The 12,734-nt window shown below is 69.3% G+C and carries 10 protein-coding genes; 9 read left to right on the top strand and 1 reads right to left on the bottom strand.

The window, feature by feature from the left end; genetic code table 11:
* Positions 1-20: 20 nt before the first annotated feature.
* The 8 genes from AC07DI_RS03010 (at position 21) to pssA (ending at position 9,014) form a co-directional block, all read left to right on the top strand.
* Positions 21-827 (top strand): TetR family transcriptional regulator, encoded by an 807-nt coding sequence (locus AC07DI_RS03010; RefSeq protein WP_384258494.1) that lies wholly within the window; start codon positions 21-23, stop codon positions 825-827.
* A 401-nt stretch (positions 828-1,228) separates the two neighbouring features.
* A complete protein-coding gene (gene ccrA, locus AC07DI_RS03005; RefSeq protein WP_384258496.1) occupies positions 1,229-2,590 on the top strand; it encodes a crotonyl-CoA carboxylase/reductase in 1,362 nt (453 codons plus the stop codon).
* 36 nt (positions 2,591-2,626) lie between these two features.
* On the top strand, positions 2,627-4,654 hold the full coding sequence (locus tag AC07DI_RS03000) for a protein meaA (protein ID WP_478901783.1): 2,028 nt from the start codon (positions 2,627-2,629) through the stop codon (positions 4,652-4,654).
* Entirely contained in the window at positions 4,651-5,616 is a 966-nt protein-coding gene (locus AC07DI_RS02995) for an HpcH/HpaI aldolase/citrate lyase family protein (protein WP_384258500.1), read from the top strand. Before AC07DI_RS03000 ends, AC07DI_RS02995 begins: the two co-directional genes overlap by 4 nt.
* A 6-nt stretch (positions 5,617-5,622) precedes the next feature.
* Positions 5,623-6,135, top strand: a complete 513-nt coding sequence (locus AC07DI_RS02990; RefSeq protein WP_384258502.1) for a MaoC family dehydratase — start codon at positions 5,623-5,625, stop codon at positions 6,133-6,135.
* 4 nt (positions 6,136-6,139) lie between these two features.
* Entirely contained in the window at positions 6,140-7,345 is a 1,206-nt protein-coding gene (locus tag AC07DI_RS02985) for an acyl-CoA dehydrogenase family protein (protein WP_384258504.1), read from the top strand.
* Between the two features lie 171 nt (positions 7,346-7,516).
* Positions 7,517-8,173, top strand: a complete 657-nt coding sequence (locus AC07DI_RS02980) for a phosphatidylserine decarboxylase (protein WP_055555195.1) — start codon at positions 7,517-7,519, stop codon at positions 8,171-8,173.
* Entirely contained in the window at positions 8,160-9,014 is an 855-nt protein-coding gene (gene pssA / locus AC07DI_RS02975; protein WP_150174018.1) for a CDP-diacylglycerol--serine O-phosphatidyltransferase, read from the top strand. The genes AC07DI_RS02980 and pssA overlap by 14 nt, the downstream gene beginning before the upstream one ends.
* A gap of 614 nt (positions 9,015-9,628) precedes the next feature.
* Here pssA and AC07DI_RS02970 read toward each other — a convergent pair.
* Positions 9,629-10,744, bottom strand: a complete 1,116-nt coding sequence (locus AC07DI_RS02970) for a glycerate kinase family protein (RefSeq protein WP_478902263.1) — start codon at positions 10,742-10,744, stop codon at positions 9,629-9,631.
* Between the two features lie 247 nt (positions 10,745-10,991).
* Here AC07DI_RS02970 and AC07DI_RS02965 point away from each other — a divergent pair, with 247 nt between their 5' ends.
* A complete protein-coding gene (locus AC07DI_RS02965; protein WP_478901781.1) occupies positions 10,992-12,716 on the top strand; it encodes a BCCT family transporter in 1,725 nt (574 codons plus the stop codon).
* The last annotated feature ends 18 nt before the right edge of the window (positions 12,717-12,734 follow it).

Below are 12,734 nucleotides of genomic sequence, written 5' to 3'. Positions count from 1 at the left end.
ACATGCAGTACGTTCGTGGCATGTCCAAGGCCGCCAAGTCCTCACGCAACGCAAGCCCCGACGCTCCGGAGAGTGCCGCGGGCAGCCGTGCCGCCGCCCAACGGCTCAAGATGCGCCGGGAACTGGCGGCGGCGGCCATGGAGCTCTTCGCGTCCAAGGGGTACGAGGCGACGACGGTCGACGAGATCGCCGCGGCGGCGGGCGTCGCCCGCCGGACCTTCTTCCGGCACTTCCGCTCCAAGGAAGAGGCGATCTTCCCCGACCACGACGACACCCTGATCCGCGCGGAGGCGGTGCTCAACGCGGCGCCGCCGCACGAGCACCCGCTGGACACGGTGTGCCGGGGCATCAAGGAAGTCATGAAGATGTACGCGGCATCGCCCGCGGTCTCCGTGGAGCGCTACCGCCTCACCCGCGAGGTCCCGACGCTCCGCGAGCGCGAGATCGCCTCCGTGGCCCGTTACGAGCGGCTCTTCACCCGCTACCTGCTCGGCCACTTCGACGAGCACGCGCACCACGACGGCAACGACGACCCGCTGCTCGCGGAGGTCGCCGCCTCCGCCGTGGTCACCGCCCACAACCACGTCCTGCGGCGCTGGCTGCGGGCCGGCGGCCAGGGTGACGTGGAGACGCAGCTGGACCGCGCCTTCGCGATCGTCCGCCGCACCTTCGGCAGCGGCATCGGCGCGGGCCGCGACACCCTGCCCGCCCCGGCCTCGGCGACGGCCTCCGCGCAGGGCGAGGTCCTGGTCACGGTGGCCCGCACGGACGCGCCCCTCGACGAGGTCATGAGGACCATCGAGAAGGCGCTGCGCGAGCGCTCGTAGGCGTCGATAGTCACCCTTTCGCACCGTTTCGTCCTTGGCTTTTCAGGGGGCGCTACCCACCGGTAGCGCCCCCTTCGCTGTGCCGCCACCCCCTCTGACCTGCACTGATCGATCATCGGTCAAAAATTCATGGCACCCAGTGTCTTGCCCGTTGGCACGCGGTGCCATACGTTGAAGGTGTCCGGGCGGCCAGCGTACAGAGATCCTCCGTACGCCGGCTGTCCCCGCAAGCCCCGGCTTGTGCGCCCGGACGCCTGCGTCACAGGCACCTCCCACGCCCCACCAAGGCGTCGCCGAGCACCACCTCCGCCGAACCGACGGCACACCTCCACCGCAACTTCAGCACCCGACGCAACCCTCAAGAGCGTTCCCTCAGACGCTTCTTCGCCGGAGGCAAAACCGTGAAGGAAATCCTGGACGCGATTCAGGCCCAGACCTCGACCGCGAGCGGCTCCGCCGCGGTCACGTCCGCCGACTTCGCCGCTCTCCCCCTGCCCGACTCGTACCGCGCGATCACCGTGCACAAGGACGAGACGGAGATGTTCGCGGGCCTGGACACCCGCGACAAGGACCCGCGCAAGTCGATCCACCTGGACGACGTGCCGATCCCCGAACTCGGCCCCGGAGAAGCCCTGGTGGCCGTCATGGCCTCCTCGGTCAACTACAACTCCGTGTGGACCTCGATCTTCGAGCCGGTGTCCACCTTCAGCTTCCTGGAGCGCTACGGGAGGCTGAGCGAGCTGACCAAGCGCCACGACCTGCCGTACCACATCATCGGTTCCGACCTGGCGGGCGTCGTGCTGCGTACCGGGCCCGGCGTGAACGCCTGGAACCCCGGCGACGAGGTCGTCGCGCACTGCCTCAGCGTCGAGCTGGAGTCCTCCGACGGGCACAACGACACGATGCTCGACCCCGAGCAGCGGATCTGGGGCTTCGAGACCAACTTCGGCGGACTCGCCGAGATCGCCCTGGTCAAGTCCAACCAGCTGATGCCGAAGCCGGACCACCTGAGCTGGGAGGAGGCCGCATCCCCCGGCCTGGTGAACTCCACCGCCTACCGCCAGCTGGTCTCCCGCAACGGCGCCGGCATGAAGCAGGGCGACAACGTCCTGATCTGGGGTGCGAGTGGCGGCCTCGGCAGCTACGCGACGCAGTTCGCGCTCGCCGGCGGCGCCAACCCCATCTGCGTCGTCTCCAGCCCCCAGAAGGCGGAGATCTGCCGCGCGATGGGCGCCGAGGCGATCATCGACCGCAACGCCGAGGACTACAAGTTCTGGAAGAACGAGCACGAGCAGGATCCGCGCGAGTGGAAGCGGTTCGGCAAGCGCATCCGTGAGCTCACCGGCGGCGAGGACATCGACATCGTCTTCGAGCACCCCGGCCGCGAGACGTTCGGCGCCTCCGTGTACGTCACCCGTAAGGGCGGCACCATCACCACCTGCGCCTCGACCTCGGGCTACATGCACGAGTACGACAACCGCTACCTGTGGATGTCCCTCAAGCGCATCATCGGCTCCCACTTCGCCAACTACCGCGAGGCGTGGGAGGCCAACCGCCTGATCGCCAAGGGCAAGATCCACCCCACGCTCTCCAGGACGTACCGCCTGGAGGACACCGGCCAGGCGGCCTACGACGTCCACCGCAACCTCCACCAGGGCAAGGTCGGCGTCCTCGCCCTGGCGCCCGGGGAGGGCCTCGGCGTGCGCGACCACGAGATGCGGGAGAAGCACATCGACGCGATCAACCGTTTCCGCAACGTCTGACCGCACTGAGCCGAACGCACTGAGGAGCAGCGGAACATGACAGAGCGTCAGAAGGACCGGCCGTGGCTCATGCGGACGTACGCCGGTCACTCCACGGCGGAAGCGTCCAACGAGCTGTACCGGCGCAACCTCGCCAAGGGGCAGACGGGCCTCTCGGTCGCCTTCGACCTGCCCACGCAGACCGGCTACGACCCGGACCACATCCTCGCCCGCGGCGAGGTCGGCCGGGTCGGTGTGCCCGTCTCGCACCTCGGCGACATGCGGCGGCTGTTCCAGGACATCCCCCTGGAGCAGATGAACACCTCGATGACGATCAACGCCACCGCCATGTGGCTCCTGGCGCTCTACCAGGTGGTCGCCGAGGAGCAGGGTGCGGACATCACCAAGCTCCAGGGGACGACGCAGAACGACATCGTCAAGGAGTACCTCTCGCGCGGGACGCACGTCTTCCCGCCGGGTCCTTCGCTGCGCCTGACCACCGACATGATCACGTACACGGTGGCCCACATCCCCAAGTGGAACCCCATCAACATCTGCAGCTACCACCTCCAGGAGGCGGGGGCCACACCGGTCCAGGAGATCGCGTACGCGATGTCCACCGCCGTCGCGGTTCTCGATGCCGTACGCGACTCGGGGCAGGTCCCCGAAGAGAAGTTCGGGGACGTCGTGGCCCGCATCTCCTTCTTTGTGAACGCGGGTGTCCGGTTCATCGAGGAGATGTGCAAGATGCGGGCGTTCGGGCGGATCTGGGATCAGGTCACGCGCGAGCGGTACGGCATCGAGAACCCGAAACACCGCCGGTTCCGCTACGGCGTGCAGGTCAACTCGCTCGGCCTGACCGAGGCCCAGCCGGAGAACAACGTCCAGCGCATCGTCCTGGAGATGCTGGCCGTCACGCTCTCCAAGGACGCACGCGCGCGTGCCGTGCAGCTGCCCGCCTGGAACGAGGCGCTCGGCCTGCCCCGGCCCTGGGACCAGCAGTGGTCGCTGCGCATCCAGCAGGTCCTCGCGCACGAGAGCGACCTCCTGGAGTACGAGGACATCTTCGCGGGCTCGCACGTCATCGAGGCCAAGGTGGCCTCGCTCGTCGAGGAGTCCCTCGCCGAGATGGACCGGATCGAGAAGATGGGCGGCGCGATGGCCGCCGTCGAGTCCGGCTACCTCAAGTCGCAGCTCGTCTCCTCGCACGCCGAGCGCCGGGCCCGCATCGAGTCGGGCGAGGAGAAGATCATCGGCGTGAACTCCTACGAGTCCACCGAGCCGAACCCGCTCACCGCCGACCTGGACGCGGCGATCATGACGGTCGACCCTGCGGTCGAGGCGCGCGTGGTCAACGCCCTGGCGCACTGGCGCGACAACCGCTACCAGCCGCCGTTCAACCACCCGCGCCCCTGCAAGGCCCTTCAGCGGCTCAAGGAGGTGGCCGCCGGGACGGGCAACCTCATGGAGGCCACCCTGGAGTGCGCACGCTCCGGTGTGACGACCGGGGAGTGGGCCGGGGCCCTGCGGGAGGTCTTCGGGGAGTTCCGGGCTCCCACGGGCGTCTCCAGCGCTCCTGTGGCGGTCGCCGCGGAGGAGGGCTCGCCGCTCGCCCTCGTCCGCGAGAAGGTGGCGCGGACCGCCGAGGACCTCGGCGGCGGCAGGCTCCGTTTCCTGGTCGGCAAGCCCGGCCTCGACGGGCACTCCAACGGCGCCGAGCAGATCGCCGTGCGCGCCAGGGACGCCGGCTTCGAGGTGGTCTACCAGGGCATCCGCCTCACGCCCGAGCAGATCGTCGACGCGGCGCTGGCCGAGGACGTGCACGCGGTGGGCCTTTCGATCCTCTCGGGATCGCACGCGGAACTCGTGCCCGACGTGCTCGTACGGCTGCGCGAGGCCGGCGCACCCGACATCCCCGTCATCGCCGGAGGCATCATCCCCAACAGCGACGCCGAGGAACTGAAGGCGGCGGGTGTGGCCGCCGTCTTCACCCCCAAGGACTTCGGCATCACCGAGATCATCGGCCGTATCGTCGACGAGATCCGGAAAGCGAACAAGCTCGACCCTCTGGAGGTCCCCGCATGACCGCGCCCATCAACCGACTCCGCCCCCGGCGCTCCTGTCTTGCCGTACCGGGCTCGAACCCCCGCTTCCTGGAGAAGGCCCAGGGCCTCCCCGCCGACCAGGTCTTCCTCGACCTGGAGGACGCCTGCGCGCCGCTCGCCAAGCCGGAGGCCCGGCACACCATCGTCAAGTTCCTCAACGAGGGCGACTGGACGGGCAAGACGCGGGTCGTGCGCGTCAACGACTGGACCACCGAGTGGACGTACCGCGACGTCGTCACGGTCGTCGAGGGCGCGGGCCAGAACCTCGACTGCATCATGCTGCCGAAGGTGCAGAGCGCCGAGCAGGTCGTCGCCCTCGACTACCTCCTCACCCAGATCGAGAAGACGATGGGCTTCGAGGTCGGCAAGATCGGCATCGAGGCGCAGATCGAGAACGCGCGGGGGCTCAACAACGTCAACGCCATCGCCGAGGCCTCCCCGCGCGTGGAGACCATCATCTTCGGCCCGGCCGACTTCATGGCCTCCATCAACATGAAGTCCCTGGTCGTCGGCGAGCAGCCGCCCGGCTACCCGGCGGACGCCTACCACTTCATCCTGATGAAGATCCTGATGGCCGCCCGCGCCAACAACCTCCAGGCGATCGACGGCCCCTACCTCCAGATCAAGAACGTCGACGGCTACCGCGAGGTCGCGAACCGCGCCGCCGCGCTCGGCTTCGACGGCAAGTGGGTGCTGCACCCCGGCCAGGTCGAGGCTGCCAACGAGGTCTTCTCGCCCTCGCAGGACGACTTCGACCACGCCGAACTGATCCTGGACGCGTACGAGTACTACACGTCCGAGGCGGGCGGCAAGAAGGGCTCGGCGATGCTCGGCGACGAGATGATCGACGAGGCGAGCCGGAAGATGGCGCTCGTCATCTCCGGGAAGGGCCGTGCGGCGGGCATGCAGCGCACGTCCAAGTTCGAGGCCCCGGAGGCGTAGGACATCATGCAGTTCGGCCGCACCTACGAAGAGTTCGAAGTCGGCGCCGTGTACAAGCACTGGCCCGGGAAGACGGTCACCGAGTACGACGACCACCTCTTCTGCCTGCTCACCATGAACCACCACCCCCTCCACATGGACGCCAACTATGCGGAGAGGACGACGGACTTCGGGAAGAACGTCGTCGTGGGCAACTACATCTACTCGCTGCTCCTCGGCATGTCCGTGCCGGACGTCTCCGGCAAGGCGATCGCCAACCTGGAGGTCGAGTCGCTCAAGCACGTGGCGCCGACCTTCCACGGCGACACGCTCTACGGCGAGACGACGGTCCTCGACAAGACGCCGTCCAGGTCCAAGTCGGACCGCGGGATCGTCTACGTGGAGACCAAGGGCTACAAGCAGGACGGCACTCTCGTCTGCGTGTTCCGCCGCAAGGTGATGGTGCCCACCGAGACGTACATCAAGGAGCGCGGCGGCGAACAGCCCGGCCGCCCGGAGCTCAAGTCCCAGGAGAAGTGAACCCATGAGCCGACTCGCGCAGACCGCCGGTCTCACCGACGTCCAGCAGGAGATCCTGTCCACCGTCCGGGACTTCGTCGACAAGGAGATCATCCCGGTCGCGACGGATCTGGAGCACCGCGACGAGTACCCGCAGGCGATCGTCGACGGCCTCAAGGAGTTGGGCCTCTTCGGGCTCATGATTCCCGAGGAGTACGGCGGTCTGGGTGAGTCGCTTCTCACGTACGCGCTGTGCGTCGAGGAGATCGCGCGTGGCTGGATGTCGGTCTCCGGCATCATCAACACCCACTTCATCGTCGCCTACATGCTCAAGCAGCACGGCACGCAGGAGCAGAAGGAGACCTTCCTGCCGCGGATGGCGGCCGGCGAGGTGCGGGGCGCGTTCTCGATGTCGGAGCCGGGGCTCGGCTCCGATGTGTCGGCCATCACGTCCAAGGGCGTGAAGGAGGGCGACGAGTACGTCCTGAACGGTCAGAAGATGTGGCTGACCAACGGTGGCACGTCGACTCTGGTGGCCGTCCTGTGCCGGAGTGACGAAGGACACCCCGAGGGCACGGCGCCGCACAAGTCGATGACGACGTTCCTCGTCGAGAAGGAGCCCGGCTTCGGGGAGGTCCGGCCCGGCCTCACCATCCCCGGCAAGATCGACAAGATGGGTTACAAGGGCGTCGACACGACAGAACTCATCATGGACGGCCTGCGAATTCCGGCCAATCGTGTGCTCGGCGGGGTTAGCGGCCGAGGTTTTTACCAAATGATGGACGGCGTCGAGGTCGGCCGCGTCAATGTCGCGGCGCGTGGCTGCGGTGTCGCTCAGCGTGCGTTCGAGCTCGGTGTCTCATATGCCCAGCAACGCCACACTTTCGGCAAGCCGATCGCCCAACACCAGGCGATTCAGTTCAAGCTGGCCGAGATGGCTACCAAGGTTGAGGCCGCCCATGCGATGATGGTGAACGCAGCGCGCAAAAAGGACTCGGGGGAACGAAACGACCTTGAAGCAGGGATGGCGAAGTACCTCGCATCCGAGTACTGCAAGGAAGTAGTGGAGGACGCGTTCCGGATTCACGGTGGCTACGGCTTCTCGAAGGAGTACGAGATCGAGCGCCTCTACCGGGAGGCCCCGATGCTGCTGATCGGTGAAGGTACCGCCGAGATCCAGAAAATGATCATTGGCCGACGGCTACTCGAAGAGTATCGATTCCAGGGCTAGATGCCCGGTTTGGGCCATTTTCGCCGAGAAGAAGATCACACCCTGTCAACACTCTTCGGCCGCCGACTCGGCTTCCTCGCTTGCCCAGTTGTGGCTCGCAACCGATAGCATCCGGAAAAAGCCGCCGTCCCCCTGTTCACTGCGCGGCATCATCCGCTACGAAGGTCATCCATGCCCCACAGCCAAACCTCTGCACCACGCGACGGCATTCTCCAGGGACGCCTTGCTCGCGGAGCATCGCCGTGGCTCCTGCCGACCGTCGCAACCGCGGCACTCAGCCTCGCCCGCGCGCGCCGCTCCAAGGGCGCCGCGGCCGTAGCCGTACCCGCCACCGCGCTGGCGGCGGGCATGCTGTGGTTCTTCCGCGACCCCGAGCGTGAGATCGCTCAGGGCCGGGTCATCTCCCCCGCCGACGGCGTGGTGCAGAGCATCATGCCGTGGAAGGACGGGCGTACCCGCGTCGCCATCTTCATGAGCCCGCTGAACGTCCACGTCAACCGGGCGCCCCTGGCGGGCACCGTGACGTCCGTGGAGCACATCCCCGGCGGGTTCGTCCCGGCGTTCAACAAGGAGAGCGAGAACAACGAACGCGTTGTCTGGCACTTCGACACCGAGCTCGGTGACATCGAGATGATCCAGATCGCGGGCGCGGTCGCCCGGCGCATCGTGCCGTACGTGCCGCAGGGGTCGAAGGTGGAGCAGGGCGAGCGGATCGGCCTGATCCGCTTCGGCTCGCGCGTCGACATCTACCTCCCCGAGGGTGTCGAGGTGGACGTCGAGGTCGGTCAGAAGACCGTGGCTGGGGTGACTCGCATTGACCGTGGTTGATCCTGAGACACAGGCGGGCTGGGTGCCCGAGGCGGTGGAGGACGAGGCGGACGAGGAGATGCCTCTCTCACTTCGCCTCTCGATAGCGGACACCCTCACGCTCGGTAACGCCACCTGCGGGTTCATGGCGGTGTACTTCACCACCACGGGCATCCTCATCCCGCACCTGCAGGGCAGCAACGAGAGCGGCATGGCGCGGCACTCCGCCGCCACCGCCGTGATCCTCATGCTCTGCGCCGCCGTCTTCGACCTCTTCGACGGGCTCGTGGCGCGCAAGCTGCGGTCCTCGCCGATGGGCGCGGAGCTGGACAACCTCTCCGACCTGATCAGCTTCGGCCTGGCCCCGGCGTACTTCGTCCTGGTCTACGGCATGGTCGCCGACGACGCCCACCAGCGGGTGGCGGCGGTCGGCGCGATCGTGGTCCTGCTGGCGGTGGTGCTGCGGCTTGCGCGGTTCAGTTGCGTGACCGTGAAGGACGGCACCTTCCAGGGCATGCCGTCGCCCTTCGGAGCGCTCACGGTCGTCTCGATCGTGCTCCTGGAGCTGCCCTTCGTGGCGACGCTCCTCGCGATCATCGGCACGGCCTGGCTCATGGTCAGCCGCGTCGAGTACCCGAAGCCGCGCGGCCCCCTCGCGGTGGCCATGCTCTCGTGGATCGTCGCGGCCATGGGGCTGCTCGCGGCCTGGGCCTTCGAGGCGCCGGGCGGCCAGCTGCTCCTGCAGACCGGCTGCGCGCTCCAGCTCGTCCTCGGCGCGGTGATCCCCCTCTTCGCCACGGCTCGGCGGGTGAACAACTTCCGCGGCAACCGTCGCGAGGCGCGGGCAGCGCAGTTGCCGTAGCGGCGCGGGTGCCGGCGGCGCTTGAACGGTGTGAGGGGGGCCTGAACCGAATGGTTCAGGCCCCCCTTCACGTGCCGCCGGTCGCCCTTCGGGCTCGTCCTCAATCGCCGGACGGGCTCACATGGCCTGTCGCCCTTCCTGAGGCCCTGCCGAGGATCCGCCCGCGAGCCCGGCCAGGGTTACCGCCAGGGCCGCGGCGAGCCAGGTCGGCAGGCTGAGGCCGGTCAGAGCCTGTCTTTGAACCCCCGTCGTCCGCGCGAAGCGCGGGCGCAGCGGTGGATTGGGGCCTCCCCTGCTCGAGCGGAGCCGAGAGCTTGGGGAAGCGTGCGATCGGAGTGCGGAGTTCCAGGTCATGTGGCGGAGCCACCTGTCCTGAAACTCCGTGCGCCGAGGGCGCGTGCCGGGCATCGGGGCGCAGACGGGGGTTCAAAGACAGGCTCTCAGCCCCCTCAGGGGCGCGGGGAACTGCGCGAACAACCCGACACGACCCGCATCCGCCGAAGAAGCCCCGCCCCGCAGACGGTCTCGCGCGGGCGTCTGCCCGGCCAGGGCCCTTCGCGGCTGCGGGTCGTTCTTCGGTCGCTCGCGCAGTTCCCGCGCCCCTTACGGGTCCCTCAGGTCAAGTAGTCCCGGCCCAGACGCTCCGCGAGGACCTCCAGGATCGGGCCCGCCTCCGCGATGCACCGCGCCACGTCCGGCTCCACGTCCGTCAATGCGTACGCACGGCGGATACCGGCCGCACCCAGCGTCTCCGGAGGCAGCGCGAGGCGGCCGCAGACCGCGACGACCTCGACCCCGGCGGCCCGTGCCGCCGCCGCCACGCCCGCGGGCGCCTTGCCGTGCAGGGTCTGCTCGTCGAGCGAGCCCTCGCCCGTGATCACCAGGGTGGCCCGCTCAAGCGCGGGCGCGAATCCGAGCACGTCGAGCATGACGTCGATGCCGGGCCGGAAGCCCGCGCCGAGGCCGACCAGCGCGCCGTACCCGATGCCGCCCGCGGCTCCGGCGCCCGGCGACTGCGCGTACTCGGCGGCCTTGGGCCCGATGGACTCCTCCAGGACCATGGCGAAGTGGGCGAGGGCCGCGTCGAGGGCCTCGACATCCTCGGGGGACGCGCCCTTCTGCGGACCATAGACGGCGGGCGCGCCCTTCGGCCCGGTCAGCGGGTTGTCGACGTCGCTGGCGAGGACGATCTCAACGTCCTTCAGCCGGGGGTCGAGACCCGACAGGTCGGCGGTGGCGAGTTCCCCCAGCGGTCCGCCGCCGGGTCCGACGGGTTCGCCGTCCGCGTCGAGGAAGCGCGCGCCGAGCGCGGCGAGCATGCCCGCGCCGCCGTCGGTCGTGGCGCTGCCGCCGACGCCGAAGACGATGGTGCGGGCCCCCGCGTCGAGCGCCGCGCGCAGCAGCTCCCCGGAGCCGTACGTCGTGGAGGTGAGCGGCGCGAAGACGCCCTCGGGGAGCAGCTGGAGGCCCGAGGCCTCGGCCATCTCCACCACGGCGGTGCCGTCCTTCAGCGCGTACGCCGCCGTGACCTGCTCGCCGAGCGGGCCGGTGACCCGCACCTCCCGGCGCTCGAAGCCGCCCGCGACGGCCGCGGCGACCGTGCCGTCACCGCCGTCGGCGACCGGCAGCGCCTCGACCGGCAGGCCGGGGGCGACGCGGTGGAGTCCGGCCGTCACCCGCTCGGCGACCTGCACGGCCGTGAGCGAGCCCTTGAACTTGTCCGCGGCGATGAGTACGCGGTGCGCGTTCCCGCGCTGTGCGCCGTCGCGCCCAGCGTGCGCCTGCCGCTCGTGTCCCGCCGTCCCTGCAGCGTCCGCCACCTTGGTTTCCCCTTGCTTTCCGGGCCTTGCTCGCGTCAAGGCAGTCGCGCCGCTGCGACCATAACCGCAGACAGGGCCCGCTGCCCATGGCCGACCGGGGCGCGAGACGGCGCGCCCCGACGAAAAATCCCGCCATATCGCTCCATAGTGGTGCGCCATGAGCACGGAAATGATCGATCAGCCCCCTCCCGGCGAGGACCCGCCGGACCCGCCGCCGACCGACCGGGACCCGGCGGACGGCTCACCGCCCGACGGCACGCCGGACTACGTGGTCGTCGGCGTCGGCGTGGCCGCCGTCCTCGCGGTGGTCGGCTGGGCCGCGATCGGCAAGAGTTCCTTCGAACGCGCCTCGGACGCCGCGCTCGCCTGGGTCCTCGCCAACTTCGCCTGGCTCTTCGTGATCGCCGCCGACGCCTTCCTCGTCCTCTGCGTGGTCCTCGCGCTCAGCCGTTTCGGCGGCATCCGGCTCGGCAAGGACGACGCGCGGCCGGAGTTCACCAACCTCGCGTGGATCGCGATGATGTTCAGCGCGGGCATGGGCATCGGCCTGATGTTCTACGGCGTCGGCGAGCCCCTGACCCACTATCTGAACCCTCCCCCGTCCTCGGGCGGCGAGCCCCGCACCGGCGGCGCGGCGCGCACCGCCCTGGAGTACTCGTTCTTCCACTGGACGCTGACCCCCTGGGCGATCTACGGCATCGCGGGCCTGGCCCTCGCCTACGCGGGCTTCCGCAAGGGCCGCGGCAACCGCCTGAGCGCGGTCTTCGTGCCGCTCATCGGGGCCCGGCGGGCGGCAGGCTGGCCCGGCCGCCTCATCGACCTGCTCGCCGTCTTCGCGACCGTCTTCGGCACGGCGACCAGCCTCGGCGTCGGCACGCTCCAGGTCGCCACGGGGCTCAACCTCACCACCGGCGTGACGGACTCCACCACCCTCCAGCTGATCATCATCGTGGCGCTCGGCGCCGCGTTCGTGGTCTCGGCCTTCTCCGGCGTGCACAAGGGCGTCAAGTGGCTCAGCACCCTCAACATCGTGCTCGCCGCCTGCCTGATGCTGTTCGTCTTCGTCCTCGGGCCGACCGTCTTCGTCCTCGACGCGATCCCCTCCAGCGTCGGCGGCTACCTCCACCAGCTGCTTCCGATGGCCTCGCGCACGGGCGCGTTCACCGACAGCGGCTGGCTCGGCACCTGGACGATCTTCTACTGGGCGTGGTGGCTGTCCTGGGCGCCGTTCGTCGGTACGTTCATCGCCCGCATCTCGCACGGCAGGACGATCCGCGAGTTCCTGATCGGCGTGCTCCTCGTGCCGAGCGGCGCCACCATCGTGTGGTTCTGCGTGATGGGCGGCACGGGCATCCGGCTCGACGCGACCGGCCGGGTGGACATGGCCGCGAAGGTGGAGGAGGGCGCGGAGGCCTCGCTCTTCGCCATGCTCGACGCGCTGCCGCTCGGCACGGTCACCTCCTGGGTCGCGATGATCCTCGTCATGACGTACTTCGTCACCAGCGCCGACTCCGCCTCCCTGGTGATGGGCTCGCTCAGCAGCCGCGGCTCGCTGCACCCGCCCACCTGGCTGGTCGTCACCTGGGGCGTCCTGATGGCGGCGGTCGCGGCGGTGCTGCTGGTCGCGGGCGGGCTGAACTCGCTGCAGAGCGCGACGATCCTGGTGGCGCTGCCGTTCGTCGTGGTGATGCTGGCGCTGTGCTGGGCGCTCCTGAAGGAACTGCGCGCGGACCCGGGCGCGGGACCCGCACGCGGCCAGGCGCTGCACGGGCTGCGGGACGCGGTGCGCACGATGGTCGGCGACGCGATCACCGAGCAGACCCCCGACCGGCACCGCCGCCTCCGACGGGCCATCAGGTCCCGCAGCAGGGAAGGCGATTGACGGCCCGCCGGGCCCATG

The sequence above is a fragment of the Streptomyces sp. NPDC044106 genome, from assembly GCF_056433985.1.
Note: the sequence above shows the minus strand (reverse complement) of the source record. Positions and strands in the feature narration are given on the sequence as shown.

Coding starts and splice junctions, on each gene's coding strand:
- AC07DI_RS03010 (WP_384258494.1), top strand. CDS start 21: ATGTCCAAGGCCGCCAAGTCCTCACGCAACGCAAGCCCCGACGCTCCG.
- AC07DI_RS03000 (WP_478901783.1), top strand. CDS start 2,627: ATGACAGAGCGTCAGAAGGACCGGCCGTGGCTCATGCGGACGTACGCC.
- AC07DI_RS02995 (WP_384258500.1), top strand. CDS start 4,651: ATGACCGCGCCCATCAACCGACTCCGCCCCCGGCGCTCCTGTCTTGCC.
- AC07DI_RS02990 (WP_384258502.1), top strand. CDS start 5,623: ATGCAGTTCGGCCGCACCTACGAAGAGTTCGAAGTCGGCGCCGTGTAC.
- AC07DI_RS02985 (WP_384258504.1), top strand. CDS start 6,140: ATGAGCCGACTCGCGCAGACCGCCGGTCTCACCGACGTCCAGCAGGAG.
- AC07DI_RS02980 (WP_055555195.1), top strand. CDS start 7,517: ATGCCCCACAGCCAAACCTCTGCACCACGCGACGGCATTCTCCAGGGA.
- AC07DI_RS02965 (WP_478901781.1), top strand. CDS start 10,992: ATGAGCACGGAAATGATCGATCAGCCCCCTCCCGGCGAGGACCCGCCG.